General features: G+C 72.7%; 22 protein-coding genes and 1 pseudogene. 9 read left to right on the top strand and 14 right to left on the bottom strand.

Annotated features, from left to right (window positions below; all coding sequences use genetic code 11):
- Positions 1-48: 48 nt before the first annotated feature.
- Entirely contained in the window at positions 49-1,278 is a 1,230-nt protein-coding gene (locus ACF073_RS31375; protein WP_392074807.1) for an MFS transporter, read from the bottom strand.
- A 78-nt stretch (positions 1,279-1,356) separates the two neighbouring features.
- Here ACF073_RS31375 and ACF073_RS31370 point away from each other — a divergent pair, with 78 nt between their 5' ends.
- From ACF073_RS31370 to ACF073_RS31360, 3 genes are all read left to right on the top strand, one after another.
- Complete coding sequence (locus tag ACF073_RS31370; RefSeq protein WP_392074806.1) at positions 1,357-1,920, top strand: CGNR zinc finger domain-containing protein; 564 nt, start codon at positions 1,357-1,359, stop codon at positions 1,918-1,920.
- A gap of 54 nt (positions 1,921-1,974) precedes the next feature.
- A complete protein-coding gene (locus ACF073_RS31365) occupies positions 1,975-2,301 on the top strand; it encodes an ArsR/SmtB family transcription factor (RefSeq protein WP_392074805.1) in 327 nt (108 codons plus the stop codon).
- Between the two features lie 164 nt (positions 2,302-2,465).
- Entirely contained in the window at positions 2,466-3,347 is an 882-nt protein-coding gene (locus ACF073_RS31360; RefSeq protein ID WP_392074804.1) for a TIGR03620 family F420-dependent LLM class oxidoreductase, read from the top strand.
- Here the strand turns inward: ACF073_RS31360 and ACF073_RS31355 are convergent.
- The 3 genes from ACF073_RS31355 to ACF073_RS31345 all read right to left on the bottom strand — a co-directional run bounded on the left by ACF073_RS31355 (position 3,337) and on the right by ACF073_RS31345 (position 7,627).
- A complete protein-coding gene (locus ACF073_RS31355; protein WP_392074803.1) occupies positions 3,337-4,833 on the bottom strand; it encodes a fatty acyl-CoA synthetase in 1,497 nt (498 codons plus the stop codon). The genes ACF073_RS31360 and ACF073_RS31355 overlap by 11 nt on opposite strands.
- 137 nt (positions 4,834-4,970) lie before the next feature.
- On the bottom strand, positions 4,971-6,521 hold the full coding sequence (locus tag ACF073_RS31350) for an acyl-CoA synthetase (protein ID WP_392074802.1): 1,551 nt from the start codon (positions 6,519-6,521) through the stop codon (positions 4,971-4,973).
- On the bottom strand, positions 6,518-7,627 hold the full coding sequence (locus ACF073_RS31345; RefSeq protein WP_392074801.1) for an NAD(P)H-dependent flavin oxidoreductase: 1,110 nt from the start codon (positions 7,625-7,627) through the stop codon (positions 6,518-6,520). Before ACF073_RS31345 ends, ACF073_RS31350 begins: the two co-directional genes overlap by 4 nt.
- A gap of 161 nt (positions 7,628-7,788) precedes the next feature.
- Here ACF073_RS31345 and ACF073_RS31340 point away from each other — a divergent pair, with 161 nt between their 5' ends.
- Entirely contained in the window at positions 7,789-9,576 is a 1,788-nt protein-coding gene (locus tag ACF073_RS31340) for a serine hydrolase (RefSeq protein ID WP_392074800.1), read from the top strand.
- 125 nt (positions 9,577-9,701) lie between these two features.
- Here the strand turns inward: ACF073_RS31340 and ACF073_RS31335 are convergent, their stop codons facing one another.
- The 5 genes and pseudogenes from ACF073_RS31335 to ACF073_RS31315 all read right to left on the bottom strand — a co-directional run.
- A complete protein-coding gene (locus ACF073_RS31335; protein ID WP_392074799.1) occupies positions 9,702-11,264 on the bottom strand; it encodes a phytoene desaturase family protein in 1,563 nt (520 codons plus the stop codon).
- 75 nt (positions 11,265-11,339) lie between these two features.
- On the bottom strand, positions 11,340-12,191 hold the full coding sequence (locus ACF073_RS31330; RefSeq protein ID WP_392074937.1) for an oxygenase MpaB family protein: 852 nt from the start codon (positions 12,189-12,191) through the stop codon (positions 11,340-11,342).
- Between the two features lie 221 nt (positions 12,192-12,412).
- Positions 12,413-12,784 carry a hypothetical protein gene (locus ACF073_RS31325; RefSeq protein ID WP_392074798.1) on the bottom strand — a complete coding sequence of 124 codons (372 nt, stop codon included), beginning with the start codon at positions 12,782-12,784 and terminating at the stop codon, positions 12,413-12,415.
- 17 nt (positions 12,785-12,801) lie between these two features.
- Positions 12,802-14,607, bottom strand: a complete 1,806-nt coding sequence (locus tag ACF073_RS31320) for a thiamine pyrophosphate-requiring protein (RefSeq protein ID WP_392074797.1) — start codon at positions 14,605-14,607, stop codon at positions 12,802-12,804.
- Positions 14,608-14,675: 68 nt separating this feature from the next.
- Positions 14,676-15,374, bottom strand: a pseudogene (locus ACF073_RS31315) (FAD-binding oxidoreductase); the annotation flags it as partial.
- A 271-nt stretch (positions 15,375-15,645) separates the two neighbouring features.
- On the opposite strand from ACF073_RS31315, the gene ACF073_RS31310 reads away from it, so the two are divergent.
- The 3 genes from ACF073_RS31310 to ACF073_RS31300 all read left to right on the top strand — a co-directional run bounded on the left by ACF073_RS31310 (position 15,646) and on the right by ACF073_RS31300 (position 17,610).
- On the top strand, positions 15,646-16,605 hold the full coding sequence (locus ACF073_RS31310; RefSeq protein WP_392074796.1) for a TIGR03557 family F420-dependent LLM class oxidoreductase: 960 nt from the start codon (positions 15,646-15,648) through the stop codon (positions 16,603-16,605).
- A 24-nt stretch (positions 16,606-16,629) separates the two neighbouring features.
- The gene (locus ACF073_RS31305; RefSeq protein WP_392074795.1) at positions 16,630-17,208 is read left to right on the top strand and encodes a cysteine hydrolase family protein; all 579 of its coding nucleotides are present in this window, start codon (positions 16,630-16,632) and stop codon (positions 17,206-17,208) included.
- Between the two features lie 180 nt (positions 17,209-17,388).
- Positions 17,389-17,610 carry a hypothetical protein gene (locus ACF073_RS31300; protein WP_392074794.1) on the top strand — a complete coding sequence of 74 codons (222 nt, stop codon included), beginning with the start codon at positions 17,389-17,391 and terminating at the stop codon, positions 17,608-17,610.
- 357 nt (positions 17,611-17,967) lie between these two features.
- On the opposite strand, the gene ACF073_RS31295 is transcribed toward ACF073_RS31300, so the two are convergent.
- Both ACF073_RS31295 and ACF073_RS31290 read right to left on the bottom strand, forming a co-directional pair.
- Positions 17,968-19,146: an acyl-CoA dehydrogenase family protein gene (locus ACF073_RS31295; RefSeq protein WP_392074936.1), complete on the bottom strand. Its 1,179-nt coding sequence runs from the start codon at positions 19,144-19,146 to the stop codon at positions 17,968-17,970.
- Positions 19,147-19,273: 127 nt separating this feature from the next.
- Positions 19,274-19,648: a ferredoxin gene (locus tag ACF073_RS31290; protein WP_392074793.1), complete on the bottom strand. Its 375-nt coding sequence runs from the start codon at positions 19,646-19,648 to the stop codon at positions 19,274-19,276.
- A gap of 170 nt (positions 19,649-19,818) precedes the next feature.
- Between ACF073_RS31290 and ACF073_RS31285 the strand changes: the two genes are divergently transcribed.
- Positions 19,819-20,184, top strand: a complete 366-nt coding sequence (locus tag ACF073_RS31285; RefSeq protein ID WP_392074792.1) for a DUF6479 family protein — start codon at positions 19,819-19,821, stop codon at positions 20,182-20,184.
- A 72-nt stretch (positions 20,185-20,256) separates the two neighbouring features.
- On the opposite strand, the gene ACF073_RS31280 is transcribed toward ACF073_RS31285, so the two are convergent.
- Positions 20,257-20,712 carry an RpiB/LacA/LacB family sugar-phosphate isomerase gene (locus tag ACF073_RS31280; RefSeq protein WP_392074791.1) on the bottom strand — a complete coding sequence of 152 codons (456 nt, stop codon included), beginning with the start codon at positions 20,710-20,712 and terminating at the stop codon, positions 20,257-20,259.
- Between the two features lie 38 nt (positions 20,713-20,750).
- Positions 20,751-21,083: a DUF3040 domain-containing protein gene (locus ACF073_RS31275; protein WP_392074790.1), complete on the bottom strand. Its 333-nt coding sequence runs from the start codon at positions 21,081-21,083 to the stop codon at positions 20,751-20,753.
- A gap of 235 nt (positions 21,084-21,318) precedes the next feature.
- On the opposite strand from ACF073_RS31275, the gene ACF073_RS31270 reads away from it, so the two are divergent.
- Complete coding sequence (locus ACF073_RS31270; protein ID WP_392074789.1) at positions 21,319-21,456, top strand: hypothetical protein; 138 nt, start codon at positions 21,319-21,321, stop codon at positions 21,454-21,456.
- Positions 21,457-21,561: 105 nt separating this feature from the next.
- Here ACF073_RS31270 and ACF073_RS31265 read toward each other — a convergent pair whose 3' ends face one another.
- Positions 21,562-22,464 carry a LysR substrate-binding domain-containing protein gene (locus ACF073_RS31265; protein WP_392074788.1) on the bottom strand — a complete coding sequence of 301 codons (903 nt, stop codon included), beginning with the start codon at positions 22,462-22,464 and terminating at the stop codon, positions 21,562-21,564.
- Positions 22,465-22,512 lie beyond the last annotated feature (48 nt).

Raw genomic sequence — 22,512 nt, 5'->3', positions numbered from 1 at the left:
GCCGGCCGGGTGTCACCGCACCCGGCTCGGCGTCACCGCGTCACCGCGTCACCGCGTCACCGCGTCACCGGCCGACGCGGCCGGCGCGGCCGTCGTGCGCCCCCGGGTCAGATGCCGGGTCAGCGCGACCAGGGCGGTCAGGGCCACGAGCCCCGCCACACCCGGCCAGCCGAGCCGCCCGTACGCCCGCACCCCGAGCCAGGACCCGGCGCTGCCGCCGAGAAACGCGCACGTCATATAGGCGGTGTTGACCCGTGCCCGGGCGTCCGGCCGGAGGGCGAAGTTGCGGGCCTGGTTGGCGACCTGGCCGCTCTGCACGGCCACGTCGAGGAGCAGCATCCCGGCGGCCAGTACGACGAGACCGCCCGTGCCGCCGAGGCCCCCCGGGAGCAGCACCGCAGCCGAGCCGATCACCCCGAGCAGGCACCACAGGCTGACCGCGTCCGGGCCCCGGCGGTCGGCCATGCGCCCGGCGAACGGGGTGCAGAACATGCTCGCGGCGCCGACGAGTCCGAGCACACCCACGGCCTGGGCGCCCATGCCGTACGTCGGCCCGGTGACCAGCAGGGTGAGCGCGGTCCACGCGGCGCTGAAGCCGGCGAAGACGGTGGCCTGGTAGAGACAGGAGCGCCGCAGGTCGGGTTCCTCGCGCAGCAGACGCAGCGGAGCGGATATCAGCTCCGGGTACCGGTGCCGGGACGAGGGCGTGGTGTCCGGCACCACACGGGCCAGGACCGCCGCGAGGGCGAGCAGCAGCACGGCGGCCACGAGGTACGGGGCCCGCCAGCCCAGCCACTCGCCGAGGGTGCCGCTGAAGGTCCGGGCCAGCAGGATGCCGCCGATGAGCCCGCTGAGCAGGGTGCCGGTGACGGCGCCGCGCCGCTCGGCGGGCACGAGTCCTGCGGTCATCGGAATGATGACCTGCGGGACGACCGTGGTGACTCCGGTCAGCGCGCTCGCGACGACGAGGACGGGCAGTGTCGGCGCGGCTCCGGCGGCGACCAGGCCGGCCGCGGTCAGCAGGAGCAGGGTGACGATCAGCCGGCGGTGCGGGAGCCGGTCGCCGAGCGGGACCAGCAGGAAGATACCGGCCGCGTAGCCGAACTGGGCCGCGGTGACGACCAGGGCCGCCGAGCCCGAGGAGACCCGTAGGTCGGCGGCGATCAGTGCGCTGATGGCCTGCGGGAAGTAGATCGTGGCGACGCTCACTCCGCAGGCGAGGGCCAGGACGAGGATCACCCGACGGGGCGGGGCCGGTGGTGCGGGGGACGCGGACACACGGACACCTCTCGGAGAACCGGTTTGAACGGTTCTCGCACGGTACCAGTTAAACCGGTTCCCCTGTAGGGTGAGCGTGTGCCGACGACCAGCCGCTTCCGCCAGGGCGCGGGGCGCCCCTGCCTGGACTTCATCCGGACCCTGCGCCATCGCGGCACGGCCGAGGCCGTGGAGGAACTGCCCGACGCCGAGGCGCTGGCAGCCTGGGTGCGGCAGTGCGGCCCCTGCCCCGCGGCGGTCGACGACGCGGCGGCGGCCTCGGTGCGCACGGCGCGGGAACTGCGCGAGGCGGTCCACCGCCTGATCGGCGCCGCCCGTGCCGGCGGGACACCGGACGCCCGGGCGCGCACCCTCGTCAACGAGGCCGCGGCACACGCCGTGCCCGTGCCCGCACTCACCGCCTCGGGCCAGCTGGCCTGGCACGCCGATGACCCGGTGCGGGCCATGCTCGCCCTCGTCGCCCGGGACGCGCTGGACCTCGTCACGTCCCCGGCCCTGGACCGGGTGCGCGACTGCGCCGGAACCGCGTGCGGAGCGGTCTTCCTGGACACTTCGCGTCCGGGCACCCGGCGCTGGTGCTCGATGGACACCTGCGGCAACCGCGCCAAGAAGCAGGCGCTGCGCCACAGGGCCACCGGCTGACCGGGCCCGTATCGACGTATCCCGAAACGTCGGCGGGCGACCTATACTCCGGCCATGACGGACACCGCCCCCACCCCGGACCTGGTCAACGCGCTGCGGGCGCTGTCCAACCCGATGCGGCTCCAGATGCTGCGCTGGCTGCGCGAGCCCGAGCGGCACTTCCCGATGGAGACCGCCATCGCCGACCCGGCCGAGGTCGGTGTGTGCGTGAGCCACATACAGGCGAAGGCGGGGCTGGCCCAGTCCACCGTGTCGGCCTATATGGCCGAGCTCCAGCGCGCGGGGCTGGTCCGGGCGACCCGCGTGGGCAAGTGGACCCACTACAAGCGGGACGAGCAGCGCATCGCCCACCTCGTCACGGAACTGGGGCAGACGCTCTAGCGTTCGCCGGTCCATCGGCCCGAGGCAGTCGCTCCGGCGTTCGACGGCCCGTCGGTCGCGGATGACCCTTGCGCTTCATATCGAGATTCTGCGATATTTCGAATAACCGAATCGGCGCCCTCGCCGCATCGGCACACCGATCTGTCCTGCCAGGGAGCACACCGATGGACCTCGGCACATTCGGGATCTACACCTTCGACTTCGAGCACCAGCCGGCCGCGCTGGTCAAGGACTCCGTGCGGCAACTGGAGGACCTGGGTTTCCGAGCGCTGTGGATTCCCGAGGCGCTCGGCCGGGACGCGTTCACGCACGCCGGCTTTCTGCTCGCCGCCACCCGGGGGCTGACCGTCGTCAACGGCATCGCACGGATCTGGTCCCGGGAGGCCCGCTGGGCGCAGGGCGCCGCCGTGCTGCTCGCGGACGCCTACCCGGGGCGGCATGTGCTGGGCCTCGGCTTCGGCGGCCGACCCCGGCCCGGCGTCAAGCCGCTGGCCGCCATGGCCGCCTATCTCGACGAGCTGGACACCGTCGAGACGCCCAATCCGCTCCCCGAGACGCCGATCCGGCGGCTGCTCGCCGCGTACGGGCCGAAGATGCTGGAGCTGGCCCGCGACCGCGCCGCCGGCGCCCATACCTACCACGTGAACACGGCCCACACCGCGCAGGCCCGGGAGATCCTCGGCCCGGACGCCTTCCTGGCCGTCGAGCAGGCCGTACTGCTGGAGACCGACCCGGTCCGGGCCCGGGCACAGGCGCGCGAGCATCTGCACCAGTACCTCGGGACGCCGTACAACGACGCCAAGTTCCGCCGGCTGGGCTACACGGACGAAGACCTGTCGGGCGGCGGCAGCGACCGCTTCGTGGACGACCTGGTGTTCTGGGGCGACACGGACACCGTGGTGCGCAAGCTGCACGGCCATGTCGACGCCGGAGCCGACCACGTGGCCGTGCAGGTGCTCGGGGTCCGGCCGGGCGGCACGGCGCTGCCCCAGTGGCGGCTGCTGGCCGGCGCGCTGCCGCTGTCGCGGGGGACGGCTAGCCGCTGAAGCGTTCGCGCAGCTCGCGCTTGAGGATCTTGCCGCTGGCGTTGCGCGGCAACTCGTCCACGAACAGCACCCGCTTGGGCGCCTTGAACGGTGTGAGCTTCTCCTTCACATGCGCGACGAGCTGGTCCTCCGTCACCTCCGCGCGCGCGACGACCACCGCCGTGACGGCCTCGATCCACCGCTCGTCGGGCAGGCCGATGACGGCGGCCTCGGCCACCGCCTCATGGGTGTAGAGGGCGTCCTCGACCTGGCGTGAAGCCACCAGCACACCACCGGAGTTGATGACGTCCTTCACCCGGTCCACGATGGTGAAGTAGCCCTCGGCGTCCCGCACCGCGAGGTCCCCGGAGTGGAACCAGCCGTCGCGGAAAGCCTCGGCGGTCTCCTCGGGCTTGTCCCAGTAGCCCTCGCACAACTGCGGCGAGCGGTAGACGATCTCGCCGGGCGTGCCGGCGGGCACCTCGGCGCCGTCCTCGTCGACCACCCGGGCGTCCACGAAGAGCACGCTCCGGCCGCAGGAGTCCAGCCTGCCCTCGTGCTCGTCGGGTCCGAGCACCGTGGCCAGCGGGCCGATCTCGCTCTGCCCGAAGCAGTTGTAGAAGGCGAGGTCCGGCAGGCGCTCGCGCAGCCGCTCCAGCACGGGCACCGGCATGATCGACGCGCCGTAGTACGCCTTGCGCAGTCCGTCGAGGTCCCGGGTGGCGAAGTCGGGCCGGCCCGCGAGGGCGATCCACAGCGTGGGCGGAGCGAACAGGCTGTCCACGCGGCCCGCTTCGATCAGGTCGAAGAGCCGGTCCGCGTCGGGGGCGTCCAGGATGATGTTCGTCGCGCCCACCGCGAGGGAGGGCAGCAGGAACACATGCAGCTGCGCCGAGTGGTACAGCGGCAGCGCGTGCACCGGCCGGTCGCCGGCGCTGAGGTCGAGCGCCGTGATCGCGCTCAGGTACGCGTGCACCAGGGCCCGGTGGGTCATCATGGCGCCCTTGGGCAGGGCCGTCGTACCGGACGTGTACAGCAGCTGCACCAGGTCCTCGGTGCGGGGTTCGGGGCCGTCGTACGGCGTCGCTCCGGGGAGCCGGGCGAGCAGCGAGTCGGCGGTGTCCCGCAGCGGCAACGTCGGTACGGTGTCCGGCAGTTGTCCGGCGATGGCCGGGTCGGCGAGCACCAGGGTGCTGCCCGACTGGCCGATGAGGTAGGCCAGGTCGTCGCCGGTGAGGTGCTGGTTGACCGGCACATGGACCAGGCCGGCGCGGGCGCAGGCGAGGAAGGCGATCAGGTAGGCGTCGGAGTTGTGGCCGTAGGCGGCGACGCGGTCGCCGGGCACCCGGCCCTCGGCGAGCAGCAGCGTGGCCGCGCGGGAGACGGCGTCGTCCAGTTCCTCGTACGTCCACACCCGGTCGCCGTACTCGACCGCGATGCGCGCCGGGGTGCGGCGGGCGCTGCGCCGCAGCACCCCGTCGACGGTGCTGCCATGTCCCTGCGTCATGACAGCCGATCCTCGGCCCGCCGGACCCGCCCGGTCAAGCACCCCGGCTCGTGCCGCCGCGCACGCGGAGGGTGGCGCGCGGCCGTCGGTCCGGAGGCGCGATCGGGCCCGCACCCGCCCGCCGCGCCGGGCACGGGTCACACCGGTCGGGTGCGCCCCGCCCAGTACGGCTCCCGCAGGCGCCGCTTGTACAGCTTGCCGTTGGGGTCGCGGGGCATCTCGGTGATGAAGTCGATGCTCTTCGGCCGCTTGTAGCCGGCCAGCCGGTCGGCGCAGTGGGCGAGCAGCGCGGCCGTCAGCTCCGGCCCCGCCTCCTGCCCCGGGGCCGGTTCGACCACGGCCTTGACCTCCTCGCCCCAGTCGTCGTGCGGGATGCCGAAGACGGCCGCGTCGGCGACGGCGGGATGGGCGAGCAGGGCGGACTCGATCTCGGCCGGATAGATGTTCACCCCACCGGAGATGATCATGTCGATCTTGCGGTCGCGGAGGAAGAGATAGCCGTCCTCGTCCAGATAGCCGAGGTCGCCGACGGTGAAGAAGTCGCCGATGCGGTTCTTCCTCGTCTTGGCCTCGTCCTTGTGGTAGGAGAAGCCGCCGGTGTTCATCTTCAGGTAGACGGTGCCGAGTTCACCGGGCGGCAGGCGGTTGCCGTCCTCGTCGAAGATCGCGAGTTCGCTGATGGGCCAGGCCTTGCCGACGGTGCCGGGCTTCTTCAGCCAGTCCTCGGCGGTGGCGAAGGCCCCACCACCCTCGCTCGCGGCGTAGTACTCCTCCACACAGTCGCCCCACCAGTCGATCATCGCCCGTTTCACATGGTCGGGGCAGGGCGCGGCCCCGTGGATGGCGTGCCGCATGGACGAGACGTCGTAGCGGGCCTTCACCTCGTCCGGGAGGGCGAGCAACCGGTGGAACTGGGTGGGGACCATATGGGTGTGTGTGCACCGGTGGGTGTCGATCACATGGAGCATCTCCTCGGGCGTCCACTTGTCCATCAGCGCCAGGCGGTGGCCGATGTGCAGGGAGGCGCCGGCGAACTGGAGTACGGCGGTGTGGTAGAGCGGCGAGCAGACGAGGTGCACATCGTCGCCGTGCGGCGTGATGCCGAAGATGCCGAGGAAGCCACCGAGGTAGGCCTCCTCGGGCCGCTTGCCGGGCAGCGGGCGGCGGATGCCGCGCGGGCGGCCGGTCGTGCCCGAGGTGTAGTTCATGACCCAGCCCAGCTCACGGTCCTCGGGCGCGGACTCCGGTTGTCCGTCCAGGAGTTCGGCGTACGGCCGGAAGCCCTCGACCGTGCCGACGGCGTACCGGCCGGCCGCCGGGAGCCCGGCCTCGTCGGCCGCCTGGCGGGCCTGGGCGGCGAACCGCTCGTGGGCGATCAGCACCTTGGCGCCGGAGTCGGCGACGATCCAGGCGATCTCCGGGCCCACGAAGTGGTGGTTGACGGGGACCAGGTAGAGGCCGGCCTGGCTGGCGGCCAGGTACGCGGTGAAGAACTCGGGGCCGTTGGGCAGGACGACCGCGAAGGCGTCCCCGCGCTCCAGGCCGGCGGCGCGCAGGCCGTGGACGAGGCGGTTGACGGCGGCGTGCAGCCGGCCGGCCGTCCATTCCTCGCCGTCCGGCGCGATCAGGACCGTGCGCTCGGGGCTCTGGGCGGCCTGCGCCCAGAATCCGGCGGGGGGTGTGCTCACTGGCCGCTCCTTCCGGCGATGCGATTGATGCGGTCCACGGCCTGTTCGAAGCCGCGGGTGAGGTCGTCGAAGACGGCCTGGACGCTGCGTTCGGCGGTCATCCGGCCGACGATCTGGCCGACGGGAGTGCCGAGCAGCGGCTCGACCTCGTACTTCTGGATCCGGGAGACCGCCTCGGCGACGAGCAGGCCCTGCAGGGGCATGGGCAGGGTGCCGGGCCCGGCCGGATCGTCCCAGGCGTCGGTCCACCCGGTTCGGAGCTGGCGCGCGGGTTTCCCGGTCAGGGCGCGGGAGCGGACGGTGTCGCCGGAGCCGGCGGCGAGCAGCTTGCGGGTCAGGGCGGCCGAGTGGAGGTCCGCCTCTGTGGTGGTCAGCCACAGGGAGCCCAGCCATACGCCCTGGGCGCCCAGGCTCAGCGCGGCCGCCACCTGCGGGCCGCTGCCGATGCCGCCGGCGGCCAGGACGGGCAGGGGGGCGACGGCCTCCACGACCTCGGGCGTGAGCACCATGGTGGCGATCTCCCCGGTGTGGCCCCCGGCCTCGTAGCCCTGGGCCACGACGATGTCGATGCCCGCCTCCTGGTGCTTGCGGGCGTGCCGGGCGCTGCCGGCCAGCGCGGCCACCAGGACGTCCCGGCGGTGGGCGCGGGCGACGACATCGGCGGGCGGCGAGCCGAGGGCGTTGGCGAGCAGCCGGATCGGGTAGTCGAAGGCGACGTCGAGCTGGGTGCGGGCGACCTGCTCCATCCAGCCGGTGATGCGCCATCCGGACGCCTCGCCCGCGGCCAGCTCCGGGACTCCGTGGGCGGCGAGGGTGTCCCGCACGAACCGCCGGTGCCCCTCGGGGATCATCGCCTCGACCTCGGCCTCGCTGACGCCTTCGACCTTTTTCGCGGGCATGACGACATCGAGGCCGTAGGGCCGGCCCCCGGCGTGCGCGTCCAGCCAGTCGAGGTCGCGTTTGAGGTCGTCGGGGGCGGTGTAGCGGACCGCGCCGAGCACACCGAAGCCGCCGGCCCGGCTGATGGCCGCGGCGACGGCGGGGAACGGCGTGAAGCCGAAGACGGCGTGCTCGATTCCCAGTTCCTGGCTCAGCTCCGTCTGCATGGGCGCAGGATGCCGCAGCGGTCCTGACGACGGAAGACTTTTTCTGATACTCCGTCAGATTCCTGCGGTCGGCGCACACCCCGTTGACACACCTCTCGCCTGACCGGAAAGTTTCACCGGCAGGGCATGCCCCGAAAGATACTTTCAGGCGGGAGGCCTAGATGACGGACGACCTTGCGGGCAGCCGGACGGGCGGACTGACACGCCGTCGGCTCGTGGCCGGCTCCCTGGCGACGGGGGGCGCGCTGGCCCTCGGCGCGCTGCCTGCGGCCCCGGCCGCCGCCGCGCCCGCCGCCGGCCGCCGCCCCACCCTGCGCCACGGCTCGCCCGAGCGCGCCGGACTCCTCCCCGGCCAGCTGCGGCAGCTGGTCACGGACGCGGAGGCGTACCTCGCCCCCTCCCCCCGCCACCCCTGGTACGCGGGCGCCGTCCTGCTCGCCGGGCGCGGGCACACCGTGGCGCTGCACGAGCCGATCGGCATGGCGGTGCGCTACGCCGGCTACGACGAGGCGACCGACAGCGGCATCGAGTTCCCGCCGGAGCGGCAGCTGCCGATGACCCGGGACACCGTGTTCGACCTGGCCTCCCTCTCCAAGCTGTTCACCTCGCTGCTCGCAGTGCAGCTGCTGGAGCGGGGCACGCTGGACCTGGAGGGGACGGTCGCCTCCTACCTCCCGGACTTCGGACGCGCGGGCAAGCGGGCGGTGACCGTCCGCCAGCTCCTCACCCACACCTCGGGGTTCCGCGCCTGGATCCCCCTCTACGACGCGCCGACGTACGAGCAGAAGCTGGAGCTGATCTGGAACGAGGTCCCGCTGCACCCGCCCGGCACCACGTATCTGTACTCGGACCTGAATCTGATCTCCCTGCAACTCGTCCTCGAGCGGATCACCGGCCGCACGCTGGACGCCCTCCTGCGGGACGAGATCACCGGTCCGCTCGGTCTGGACAGCACCCGCTACAACCCGCCCGCCTCCTGGCGGCAGCGGATCGCGGCCACCGAGGACGCCCGCAGGCCCTGGTCCGGTCTCGACCGCGGGCTGGTGTGGGGCGAGGTGCACGACGAGAACGCGTTCAGCCTGGGCGGCGTGGCGGGGCACGCGGGCGTCTTCGCGAGCGCGTGGGACCTCGCGGTCCTCGGCCGCACACTGCTCGACGGGGGCGCGTACGGCCGGACCAGGATCCTGCGGCCCGAGTCGGTGGACCTGATGTTCACGGACTTCAACACGGCCTTCCCCGGCGACGAGCACGGCCTCGGCTTCGAGCTCTACCAGCACTGGTACATGGGCGCGATGGCCACCCCGCGCACGGCCGGCCACACCGGCTTCACCGGTACCTCGCTGGTGCTCGATCCGACGACCGACTCGTTCCTGATCGTCCTCGGCAACTCCGTGCACCCGGTGCGCACCTGGCGATCGGGCTCCGCACCCCGGGTCGCGGCCGGCAACCGTCTCGCCCGCGCGGTCCCGGTCCGGCCGGCGCGCGGCCGTACGGCCTGGTTCGCGGGCATGGCGAGCGCGACGACCGCCACGCTGGCCCTCCCCGCGCTGGACACCTCCGCCGGCGCGGCCCGGCTGCGCTGCTGCCTGTGGTGGGACACCGAACCCCGCTCCGACGTGGTGGCCCTGGAGTCCACGACGGACGGGGGTACCACGTGGCAATCGGTCCCCTTCGCCACCACCCGTCACGGCGAGCACCCCGAAGAGCACCCGGCGGGCACGGTCACCGGCTGGTCGGGGCGCGTCTGGCACCGGGTGACGGCGACCCTGCCGGCCGCGCCCCGGCTGACCCTGCGCTGGCGGTATTCAACCGACGCGCTGTACGTCGGCCGGGGCGCGTACGTCGACGCCCTGCGCGTCGAGGCGGGCCGAACGGTGCTGTTCGACGGGGCACGCCCGGCGGACGCGGCGCGGATCACCCCGGTGGGCTGGCAGATCTCGGGCGACTGAGCCGGACGCTGGCGGCACCCCGGCATCCCGGCATCCCGGCATCCCGGCATCCCGGCATCCCGGCATCCCGGCAGCGGTACCGGACCGCTCCGGGGACAGGTGCCGTCCGGTCCGCGCCGTATCGGTCAGCCGTGTTCCAGCACCGCCATCGCCGCGTTGTGCCCCGGCACCCCGCTCACGCCGCCGCCGCGCACCGCGCCCGCTCCGCAGAGGAGGACGTTGGCGTGCCGGGTCTCCACGCCCCAGCGGCCGTCGTCCGCCTCCGCGTACGGCCAGGACAGGGCCCGGTGGAAGATGTTGCCGCCGGGCAGCCGGAGATCCCGTTCGAGGTCGAGCGGGGTCTTCGCCTCGATGCAGGGACGGCCGTCGGCGTCGGTGGCAAGGCAGTCGGCGAGCGGCTCCGCGAGGTGGGCGTCGAGCTGGGCGAGGGTGGACTTCAGCAGTTCATCGCGTACGGCGTCGTTGTCCCGGTCGAAGAGCCGGGCCGGGGTGTGCAGGCCGAAGAGGGTGAGCGTCTGGTAGCCGCGCCCGGCGAGGTCGGGGCCGAGGATCGTGGGGTCGGTCAGCGAGTGGCAGTAGATCTCCGAGGGCGGTGCGGCGGGGAGTTCGCCGGCGGCGGCCTGGGCGTGGGCGACGGCGAGTTCCCGGTAGCCCTCGGCGATGTGGAAGGTGCCGGCGAAGGCCTCGCGGGGGTCGACGGCGGGATCACGCAGCTTCGGGAGCCGCGTCAGCAGCATGTTGACCTTGAGCTGGGCGCCCTCGGCGGGTTCGGGCGACGGGTCGCCGGTGAGGACCGCCAGTTCCTGCGGGGAGGCGTTCACCAGGACGTGCCGGGCGGCGGCGACGCCCTCGCCCTCCCGGGAGCGGTGGGTGACCTCGGCGGTGCGTCCGTCGGTCTCGATGCGGACGGCCTCGTGGCCGGTGGCGATGACCGCGCCCGCCGAACGGGCCGCCCCGGCGAGCGCGTCGGTCAGCGCGCCCATGCCGCCGACGGGCACGTCCCAGGCGCCGGTCCCGCCGCCGATGACGTGGTAGAGCAGACAGCGGTTCTGGGCGAGGGAGGGATCGTGGGCGTCGGCGAAGGTGCCGATGAGGGCGTCCGTGAGGACGACACCCCGGACCAGGTCGTCGCCGAAGCTGTCCTCGACGGCGACGCCGATCGGCTCCTCGAACAGGGCCCGCCAGGCGGCCTCGTCGTCGACACGGCGGCGCAGCTCGTCGCGGGTGGGCAGCGGCTCGGTGAGGGTCGGGAAGACGCGCTGGGCGACGCGGCCGGTCATACCGTAGAAGCGCTGCCAGGCCGCGTACTCGCGGTCGCCGCCGGTCAGCCGGGCGAAGGCGTCCCGGGTGCGCTGCTCGCCGCCGCCGACCAGGAGCCCGGTGGCGCGTCCCGCCCGCTCCACCGGGGTGTAGGAGGAGATCGTGCGCCCGCGGACGCTGAAGTCGAGTCCGAGATCCTGCACGATCTTCTGCGGCAGCAGGCTGACCAGGTAGGAGTAGCGCGACAGGCGGGCGTCGACGCCGGCGAACGGGCGGGTGGAGACGGCGGCGCCGCCAGTGTGGTCCAGGCGTTCCAGCACCAGCACGGAACGGCCGGCGCGGGCGAGATAGGCGGCGGCGACCAGTCCGTTGTGGCCGCCGCCGACGATGACGACGTCGTACGTGCGGGTTCCCTCGGTGGCAGACATGGTTCTTCGTAACACGTGCTGATCCACCAGGGAAGCCGGATGCCTTGTGTGGTCCGCGCCGGCGGCGACGGCTGTCTAGCGGCCCGGTTCGAACGGTGCCGGCCGGGCGTCCGGTCCGAGCCTCGCCATCGCGCGCAGGATGTGCTTCGGCGGCAGCTGCCAGCGCAGACGTGCGGGTATCGCCCGGAGCAGAGCGCCCGTGGCCCGGAGTCTGCGGGTGACGGCGGCGGGCGCGGAGGCCGGTCTGCCGTACAGCTCGTGGGCGTACGCGGGCAGGGAGTCGTACGCCAGGCGTGCCACCCACCGCCACAGCAGCTCGCGCAGCGGAACGAGGAGCGGGGGCGTCGGGGGCCGGCGCAGGAAGTCGTCCACGGTGCGGGCGTCGGGGCCGGCGGCCAGTTCGGGCCGGACCCTCCCGAAGTACGCGGCGAGGTCGGCGCGGCTCGCGGGGACGGTCTCCGGGTCCAGACCCACCAGCCGGGCGCTGGCCCGGTGCTCGGCGATGTACCGGTCGGCCTGGGCGTCGGTGAGCGGGAAGCCGGAGCGGCGCGCGACGTTCAGATAGGAGTCGATCTCGGCGCAGTGCACCCACAGCAGCAGCGCGGGCTCGTCCACGCCGTACCGCTCGCCGGTGGCCGGGTCGGTGACCCCGAGCATGCTGTGGATCTTGCGCACGCGGGCGCCGGCCCGCTCGGCGGCCTCCGTCGTGCCGTACGTCGTGGTGCCGACGAAGTTCGCGGTGCGCATCAGGCGGCCCCAGGCGTCGCGCCGGAAGTCGGAGTTCTGCATCACTGCGCGGACCGCGCGCGGGTGCAGGGCCTGGAGGTAGAGCGCGCGGACGCCGGCGACCCACATCATCGGGTCGCCGTGCATCTGCCACGTCACCGAGCCGGGGCCGAAGAGGCCGGGATCGCCCCGGGTGTCCATGCCGTCCACACCCGCAGTGTGAGCAGGATGCGGCCCGGTATCAAGGCCCGTGCGGGAGGCGCCGGCGGTGACTGGACACGGGCCGTGGTCGGACGGCCGTGTCCCGGGCGCTCAGCACGACGAGGTGGGTGCGCATCGGGCAGCCGCACCGTAGCGGCACGGCACCGCGCTCCCCGGCGAGGCCGTGCGCCTGCGGCTCCCCCGAACGGGCCCGGCGCCCGTCAGAGGCGGGCCGGGGGGCGAGGCCGACGGCGTGGACGGGCCGGCCGGTCCACGGCGGCGATCGCCTGCGCGGCCACGCCCGGGAGTCCGGCGTGGCGGACGGCCCGGTGCATGGCCTCGCTCATCCGCGGCACGTCGAACGCGGCGCCGCCCACGACCACGCCGGCGAGCAGGTCGCCGACGACGTGCGCGGTGGGCGCGGGCGCGTAGGCGCAGCCGAGCCCGGTGGCTCTGCCGCAGCCGACGGTGGCCGGCACGAGCGTGGTGCTGTCCCAGGCGCGGGTGCCGCCCGCCTCGCCCGCCTCGGCCGCGTCGGTGGGCACGGTGAACACGGCGCTGTCCGCGCGCTCCACGACCGGGGTGTCAGGCATTGCCGTCGACCGGCGTGTCAGGCATTGCCGTCGCGGTGCCGGTGGCCCGGCAGGAACTCCTGGACCTTGGCCTTGAAGCCCTGGCGGACCATCGCGGCCCGGTCGCTGTCGCCCTTGAGGACGGAGGCCGCGGCGGCCTCGATCTGGTCGAGGGTGGCATGCGGCGGGATCGGCGGTACGGCGGGGTCGGTCCGGAAGTCGAGCACGACGGGCCGGTCGGCGGCGAGCGCGCGCTCCCACGCGCCCCGGACGTCCTCGGGCTTCTCGATCCGCAGCCCGTCCAGGCCCACCATGCGCGCGAAGTCGGCGTAGGCGACGTCCGGGATCGACTGGGAGGGCAGGAACTGGGGGGCGCCGGACATCGCGCGCATCTCCCAGGTCACCTGGTTGAGGTCCTGGTTGTTCAGCACGGCCACGATCAGGCGCGGATCCTCCCACTCCCGCCAGTACTTGGCGACGGTGATCAGCTCGGCCATGCCGTTCATCTGCATCGCCCCGTCGCCCACCAGCGCGATCGCCGGCCGGTCGCCGTGCGCGAACTTGGCGCCGATGACGTACGGAACGCCGGGTCCCATGGTGGCGAGCGTGCCCGACAGCGATCCGCGCATCTCCCCGCGCAGTCGCAGGTGGCGGGCGTACCAGTTGGCGGCCGAGCCGGAGTCGGCGGCGAGAATCACGTTCTCGGGCAGCAGGTCATTGAGGGCGTGGGCGACGTACTCGGGATTGATCGGGTCGGCCGCGACCGCGGCGCGCCGCTCCATGACCTCCCACCAGCGGGCCGTGTTCTTCTCGATCTTCTTCCGCCAGCCGCGGTCCTCGGCCGGTTCCAGGAGCGGCAGGAGCCGGCGCAGGGTCTCGCGGGCGTCGCCGACCAGGTTGACCTCGAAGGGGTAGCGCATGCCGACCATGTGCGGGTCGATGTCGATCTGGACGGCCCTGGCCTGTCCGAACTCCGGCAGGAACTGGCTGTAGGGGAAGCTGGATCCGATGACCAGCAGGGTGTCGCAGCCCTGCATCAGCTCGTACGAGGGCCGGGTGCCGAGGAGGCCGATCGAGCCCGTGACATAGGGCAGGTCGTCGTCCAGGGCGTCCTTGCCGAGCAGCGCCTTGGCGACGCCGGCACCGAGCCGGTCGGCTGTCTCCATCACCTCCGCCCGGGCCCCGCGGGCGCCCTGGCCGACGAGGATGGCCACCTTCTCGCCGGCGTTCAGCAGGTCGGCGGCGCGTTGGACGTCCTCGTCGGCGGGGACCGGCGCGTACCGGCCCATGCCGAGGCTGGAGGGCACCATCTTGAAGGCGTGCCCGGGTGCGCTGTACTCGAGTTCCTGTACGTCGGCGGGGATGATGACGGCGGTCACCGAGCGTCGCGCCATGGCCGTACGCATCGCCCGGTCCAGCACGTTGGGCAGTTGCTCGGGGACGGTGACCATCTCGCAGAAGTCGGAGGCGACGTCCTTGTAGAGGCTCAGCAGGTCGACCTCCTGCTGGTAGGAGCCGCCCATGGCGCTGCGGTTGGTCTGCCCGACGATCGCCACGACGGGCACGTGGTCGAGCTTGGCGTCGTAGAGGCCGTTGAGGAGGTGGATGGCGCCGGGCCCTGAGGTGGCCGCGCACACGCCGACCTTCCCGGAGAACTTGGCGTAGCCGACGGCCTCGAACGCGGACATCTCCTCGTGGCGGGACTGGACGAAGCGCGGCCGGTCGTCGGCGCGGCCCCAGGCGGCGAGCAGGCCGTTGATGCCGTCGCCCGGGTAGGCGAAGACGTACTCGACCTCCCACTCGCGAAGGCGTTGCAGGACGTGGTCGGAGACCTTCGTCGACATGTGCGGGGACCCTTTCCGGTGGTGCGGACAGTTTCGTCTCAGGGGCGTCTGACCAGGGGCTACGGGCGGCGGCGCGGGATCCTGGGGAAGCCCGTGCGGACGTCCGCCAGGTACTCGGTGACGACGCGGTCCAAGCCGTCGTAGATCTCGGCTGCGCGGCCCTCTTCGGCGGCGATCCGCTCCCGCTCGGCCCCGGAGGTAGGCCCGACCCACAGGCGTACGCCGTCGTAGGTGAGGATCTCCCGGCGGCGCACGTTGTCCACGGTCTTCCCGTACGCCTGCGCCGACGACCCGCGCGAGTTGTTGCCGGTGATGCCGCCGAGGGCGCAGTGGCTGTGGGGGGAGGGTTCGGGTCCGAACTGCAGTCGGTGGCCGGGCAGCCGCCGGTTGGGTTCGTCCAGCACGATCCCCGGCTCGACGACGCGGGTGCGCGCGCCGGGGTCCACGGAGACCAGGGCACGGCGGCACGGGGGCCAGTCGATCACCACGGCCGCGTTCGCCGGCCGGCCCGCCAGACTCGTCCCGCCGCCGCGCGACACGACCGGCGCGCTGAACCGGGCGCAGACCCCCACGGCGCGGGCGCCGTCCTCCGCGCTGCGCGGGACGGCCACGCCGAGCGGCACCTGGCGGTGGCGGTAGCCGTCCGCCGCGTACGCGCCCCGGCTTCCCGCGTCGAAGCGGACCTCGGCGGCGGTCTCCGCCGCGAGCGCGGCCTCCAGCCCGGCCAGGTCCACCCGCGCGTCGGCCCCGTCCGGCCATGGGGACATGGCCCGCGCCGGCGTATCCGTCATCGGGGAGAACCGCCTCTCTGAGGAAGGGGGAAGACGCGCATCTGAGTTCCGGGCGTACAGGTACCCCGCATCCCGGCAGGCAATAGCGCACCCCCGCGGGCCTCCGGGCGTTGTCCGGCGCGGACCTGCCGGCGCCCGCGCGGTCCACGAGGCCGCTGTGCGCCCGCTCTGGTTAGGCCCGCCGGTCCCCCGGGTACTCGGGGGCGGTTCCCGGACCTGCCACGAACGCTTCACCTGGGAGAACTGCATGCCCGACTTCGGATACTTCCTGTCGTGCGAGGAGCACAGCCCGGCCGAGCTCGTCGACCAGGCCCGCATGGCCGAGCAGGCCGGCTTCGACTCGCTCTGGATCTCGGACCACTACCACCCGTGGAACGACGAGCAGGGCCAGAGTCCGTTCGTGTGGACGGTGATCGGCGCCCTCTCGCAAGCCGTGTCGCTGCCCGTCGAGACCGCTGTGACCTGCCCCATCATGCGCGTCCATCCCGCGGTGATCGCCCAGGCGGCCGCCACCGCCGCCGCCCAGCTGGGCCCCGGCCGGTTCCGGCTGGGAGTCGGTACCGGGGAGGCGCTCAACGAGCACATCCTGGGTACCCACTGGCCCGAGGCGCCGGTACGCCTGGACATGCTGGAGGAGGCACTCCAGATCATCCGGCAGCTGTTCACCAGCGAATCGACGAGCCACTACGGCAAGCACTACACGGTGGAGAACGCCCGCCTCTACACGCTGCCCGACGAGCCGGTCCCCATCGACGTCTCCGCCTTCGGCCCGCAGGCCGCCGAGGTCGCGGCACGGATCGGCGACGGTCTGATCACGATGATGCCCGACACCGCCCTCATCGAGCGCTTCCGTCGCGCCGGCGGCACCACCAAGCCGGTCTACGGCGGTCTCAAGGTGTGCTGGGGCACGGACCGGCAGGAGGCGATCCGCACCGCGCACCGCCTGTGGGCGAACGAGCAACTCCCCGGGGAACTCGCGCAGATACTCCCCACCCCGCGCCATTTCGAGCAGGCGTCCGAATCGGTCACGGAGGACCAGGTGGCCTCCGCTGTGCCGTGCGGTGACGACCCGGACACGCACATCGAGGCCCTGACCGCGTTCGTCGACGCGGGCTTCGACACCGTGTACGTCAGCCAGATCGGCAAGGACCAGCAGAACTTCTTCGACTTCTACCGCACGAAGATCCTGCCGCGGCTGCGGGACTGACGCACGGGACGGACGATCCAGGCCATGGACCGGCGGACGGGCCGCGAGGACCCCGCGCTCATCGTGATCGACATGATCAACACATACGATCACGAGGACGCCGAACTGCTCCTGCCGGCCGCCCGGGGCATCGTGCCGGTCCTGGCGGCGCTGATCGACCGAGCCCGCGGGGCGGACGTACCGGTGATCTACGTGAACGACAACTTCGGGCTGTGGCGCTCCCACCACGGGGAACTCGTGGAAACGGCGCTGTCCGGACCGCACGCCGACCTGATCGAGCCGATCCGCCCCGACGACGCGTCACTCTTCGTGATGAAAGCCCGCCACTCCATCTTCTACGAGACTCCCCTGTCGTACCTGCTGTGGCGGCTGGAGGTCGGACACGTGGTGCTGACCGGTCAGGTCACCGAGCAGTGCGTCCTCTATTCGGCCCTGGACGCGCACATCCGCCATCTGGAGGTCACGATACCGAAGGACGCCGTGGCCTCCATCCACGCCCATCTGGCCTCCGCCGCCCTGGAAATGATGGAGCGCAACATGGGCGCCCGTATCGTCTCGGCGGACGAAATCGACTTCGCCGCATCGGCACGCCGCCGCCGGTAACCCTCAAGAATCCGGTATCTGTGCTGGTCAGAGCGGTGGGACTAGCCGCACGCCCGATCGTTCGGCGCACCCGGCACCGTGGCCGACCGCCCCGGTTCGGCACCCGCGGTGTGGCCCCCGGCACAGATCTGTGCCGGGGGCCACAGCGAACGGCATGCACATAGGCGCATACTGAGAACAATGACAAAGCCAGCTGCACCGAAGCGTCATCTGCCCACCAGCCCCTTCAAGGCGCCGGTGGCACCCGCTCCCAAGCACTTCGCCGTGGGCGACCAGGTCACACACGACATGTACGGACTCGGCCGGGTGATCGGCATCGAGGACGGAATCGCGGCCCTCGTGGATTTCGGCTCCTCGCAGATGCGGATCTTGAGCCCGTATACGAAGATGACCAAGCTCTAGGACCGCTGTGCCCGGTCACGGCACACCAGGCCCCTTCGGGGACCTGTACTGAAAGAGAGACCTCTCATCGATCTGACGTCGCTGTTCTCCGCCCCGGAAGGGCAACCCCGCTGCTCCACGGCAGCTTCGCCGCCTCCGACGACAAACCCCTTCCAGGCTCCGGACTTCGGGGAGGACGAGACCTTCCCGTTCGAGGACGCACAGGCGCCCGACTCAGGCGGGCGCGCGGCACGACGCAAGGCGGCCTAGCTCCGCTCGTGAAGGTGGCCGGGAGCGTGCGGGAGGCGGCTGTCCCGGCCGTGCCGGGCGAGTCGCCGCTCTGCCTGCTCCCGTCATCGTCCGTGGTCGCGTGGCCCGTCAGCGGCGCACCCGGGGCATCCCCAGGCCGATCCACGAGATGATCTCGCGCTGGATCTCGTTGTTGCCGCCGCCGAAGGTGAAGATGACCGCCGAGCGGTAGCCCCGTTCCAGTTCGCCGTGGAGGACGGCGCCGGCCGAGCCCTCTTTCAGCGGGCCGGCCGCCCCGATGATCTCCATGAGCCAGGCGTAGGCGTCCCGGCGGGCCTCGGAGCCGTAGACCTTGACCGCCGAGGCGTCCTGGGGCGTGAGTGTGCCGTCCTGGACGGCCGAGACCATCTGCCAGTTCAGGAGCTTCAGGGCGTCGAGCCGGGTGTGCGTGCGGGCGAGCAGCCTGCGCACCCAGGGCAGGTCGGCCACCCGGCGGCCGTCGGCGGTCTTCGTCTCGCGGGCCCAGCGCTGGACGTCGTGCAGGGCGCGGATGGCCATGGTGCCGTGGGCGGCGAGGGTGACGCGTTCGTGGTTGAGCTGGTTGGTGATCAGGCGCCAGCCCGCGTTCTCCGCGCCGACGCGGCGGGAGACGGGGACGCGGACGTTCTCGTAGTAGCTCGCGGTGGTGTCGTGGGAGGCCAGGGTGCGGATGACCGTGCAGGAGTAGCCGGGGTCCGAGGTCGGCACCAGCAGCATGGTGATGCCCTGGTGCGGTGGGGCCGCGGGGTCGGTGCGCACGGCGAGCCACACCCAGTCGGCGGTGTCGCCGTTGGTCGTCCAGATCTTCTGCCCGTTGACGACGTACTCGTCGCCGTCGCGTACGGCGCGGGTCTTCAGCGCGGCGAGGTCGGTGCCGGCGTCGGGCTCGCTGTAGCCGATGGCGAAGTCGATCTCGCCGGAGAGGATCCGGGGCAGGAAGTACGCCTTCTGCTCGTCGGTGCCGTACCGCATGATCGTGGGACCGACCGTGTTGAGCGCCATCAGGGGCAGGGGTACGCCGGCCTGCGCGGCCTCGTCGAAGAAGATGAACTGCTCCATCGCCGTCATGCCGCGCCCGCCGTACTCCTCGGGCCAGCCGACGCCGAGCCAGCCGTCCGTGCCGAGCCGGCGGATGGTCGCGCGGTAGAACCGCTTCTGCGCGACCGGGTCGGAATACCGGGCGTAGGCGTTGTCCGGAACCAGCTCGGCGAAATAGGCACGCAGTTCGGCGCGCAGCCGCTGCTGCTCGGGCGTGTGGTCGAGGTGCACGGCGCCTCCAGGCTCCCCAAGGGCGGTCCTCACGGCGCACACGGTAGAACGCGTTCCAGAAATTGGGAATGCCGGGGCACGGGCGAATTGGGCTCCGGTGACGCCCGCCTCGGTCACACGGCCCGGCTCACGTGAGCAGCTGGAGGAAGTCCCCGCACGCCTCGGCGCAGGCCCGGCAGAGGGCGGCGACCGACTCGGCGTCGGGATCCTCGTCGAAGGCGGCCGCGCACTCGAGGCAGACCGAGCGGCACCAGGCGACCCGGACCCGGACACCCGACTCGATCTGCGCGTCCTCCTCCGACAGCACCCGGCGGGTGGCGTCACACGCCTCCGCGCACATGAGGCCGAGCCGCCGCGCTCGCTCCTGGCATTCGGCGCCGCCCGGATCGATGAGACTCGCGCGTACGGCGCAGGCCCGGGCGCACTCCGTGCAGGCCAGCGCGCAGCTGAAGCGGTCCTCCAGGAAGCGGTAGAGCTGGTCCTGCGAAGTCGACGATGTCACACGGTGCGGGTAGCCGGGGCGGACGGCCGCAAACCACGGCCCGCTGACCACGTCCCGTCGGAAACCCGCGGACACACCCGGCCGTGTCGCGCGGCCGGTCACTCCTTATTGCCACCCTGTGACCTATAGTGTCCGGGTTCATACCGTTATGGGGTGGGTATTCCTCTCCTATGAACACAGCATCGATGCAGCTTGCCGCGGCGAGCGGACTGATCAGCCTCGTCCTGTTCGCCATCGCCCTGGCTGTCCTCGCGGTACTTGCCGGCGGCTACTGGCTGACCTCCCGCGAGAAGTACCGGGAGCCCCCGCGCCCCCGCGCCGAGGAGCAGCCCAAGCTGCCGCCGGAGGGGGCGGTGCACGAAATCCGCGAGAACAGGGAATCCGCCGACGTGCCCCGGACCGCCAAGGGCGAGCGTCCGCTCACGCCGTACGAGCTGACCAACATGGACACCAGGTCGAGCGACTCGAAGGAGCGCCCACGCTGGAGCAAGGGTTCCAGCGGTTCGTTCGGCGGCGGCGGACTCGGCGCCCACTGAGCCCGCGCCCACGGCACCCGCACCCACGGCCCCACCCGGCATCCTGGCCCGCGCCGGGCCGGCCGGACGCCCCTAGGACTCGGTCCGGGCGGCGTCCAGCCGGCCGAGGCGGGCCACGTTCTGCACGTCCTCGGGATCCTGGCTGGGCTCGGCCGCGAACCAGGCGTCGAGGATCTCCGTCAGCACCGGCCCGGAAGTCAGCCTGAGGCTCAGCGCGAGGACGTTGGCGTCGTTCCAGCGCCGCGCGCCGTCGGCCGTGGCGGCGTCCGTGCACAGCGCCGCGCGCACGCCCGGCACCTTGTTGGCCGCGATGGACGCCCCGGTGCCGGTCCAGCAGCACACCACCGCCTGGTCGGCCGCACCCTCGGCCACTTCCCTGGCGGCGGCCTCCGAGCAGACGGCCCACTGCGCGTCGGCCCCGGGCCGCAGCGCGCCGTGCTCCCGGACGTCGTGGCCACGGCGTCGCAGCTCCGTCACCAGGAGGCGGGCCACGGGTTCGTCCATGTCGGAGGAGACGGAGATGCGCATACCGGGAGAGTAGCGCGCCGCGTCGGAGCTCTCGATGCTCAACGCCGCCGAGTGGCCCGTGATCCGGGGCGGGGGCGGGCCGCTCGGCGCAGCAGGCGGAACGCCTGGAAGAGGGTCAGCGGCCACAGCGCCGCGAAGCACCCCAGCAGGGCGGGGTCCGAGGTACGTATCCCCATGACCGCCACGAACACCGACGCGAGCGCCAGCAGCAGTACGGCCACCGGCAGCCAGACCCGGTGCCGTGCCGCTCCCATGCGCCGCACGAACCGCCGGTCCTGCCGGAGATCCGCTTCCATCCGCAGCAGCGCCAGTTGCTCGCGCGGCGACAGCCGTACCTCGTCGGGCTTCTCCCACATGTCCCAGTCGTTCACGGCGACGGCACCTCCTCCGCCTGTCGGCGGCATCCATGTTCCGGACACCGAGTTCCCCCGGACGGCCCGGCCGATGCGGAGCGGGACGTCGCAGGACGGGTCCGATTCGTTTCCGCTGACGGAGCGGGTGGAGAAAAGCCCACCCGAAGTCCGGTGGCCACCCTGACTGAAACGCGGCCGCGCGCGGTCCACGCTGGAGGCGGTCCCGCCCGTCGCCCGCCCACGAGGAGCCACCGTGTCCAAGACCGCCAAGGTCCGGCCGTCCACCGAGATACGGCCGCCCGAGGAACACCCGATGTGGCCCTGGGTGGTCATCGCGGCCGTGGCGGTCGCGGTGCTCATCGCCCTGGTCAACGTTCTGATGATGCTCTGAGGGCGCCGGTCCCCCCGCCGGTGCCCGGCCGGGCTTCGCGGGGTGACCGGACGGCGCCTGGAGCCGGAGGCGTCCGCCGGGTCGTCCACCGTGACGGCGGGGCGATCACCCGGTCGCCGGCTCGCGCCGCTCGCGCAGCGCCGTCACCAGTGCCGTGAGCGCCGGTACCTCGTGATCGGAGCACCATGCCAGGTGGAGTTCGGCGCGGGTGTCGTCCATGCCCGTCACCGGCCGGAACACCACCCCGGCCGGACGCAGCCGCCGGGCCGCCTCCGGTACCAGGCTGATGCCGAGGCCCGTCCCGACCAGGGCGAGCAAGGTGTGCACCTGGCTGGCGTGCTGGACGTAGCCGGGGGCGGCGCCCGCGCGCTGGAAGAGCCGGCTCAGGAGGTCGTGGAAGTACCACGCCTCGTCCGGGTCGTACATCAGGAACGGCACGCCGTCGAGGTCCCTGACGTCGGGCGCCGCCGCCCGCGTGGCGAGCGGGTGCCCGGCCGGCAGCGCGGCGACCAACGGCTCGCGGGCGAAGGGAAGTCGGGACAGTTCCGCCGCGTCCGCGGGCGGCCGGACCAGACCGATGTCCAGATCGCCGGCGAGCAGCGCTGCGCACTGGGCCGAGGTGACCATCTCGCGCAGCACCAGATCGACCCGGGGCAGCCGGGCCCGCGCCGTGGCGAGCACCGTCTCCAGATGGACGTAGCCGGAGCTGGCGGTGAAGCCGAAGGTGATCGTGCCGGTCTCGCCGGCCATCGCGCGCCGGGCCGAGTGCACCGAGCGTTCGGACAGCTGGAGGATGCGGCGCGCGTCGGCGAGCAGGCTGTGGCCCGCCGCGGTCAGGCGCACACCCCGCTGCGAGCGGTCGAACAGCTGCACCCCGATCCGCTGCTCCAGCGCCTGGATCCGGCGGCTGAGCGGCGGCTGCGTCATGTTGAGGCGGGCCGCCGCCCGGCCGAAGTGGCCCTCCTCGGCCACCGCGACGAAGCCGGACAGCTGGTCGAGCGAGAACACGGAGCCTGCCCCCCTCCGCCCGCCGGAGCGGACGTGGCGCATCCGCGA

It is taken from the genome of Streptomyces sp. NPDC015171, from assembly GCF_043079545.1.
Classification (GTDB): Bacteria; Actinomycetota; Actinomycetes; order Streptomycetales; family Streptomycetaceae; genus Streptomyces.
Note: the sequence above shows the minus strand (reverse complement) of the source record. Positions and strands in the feature narration are given on the sequence as shown.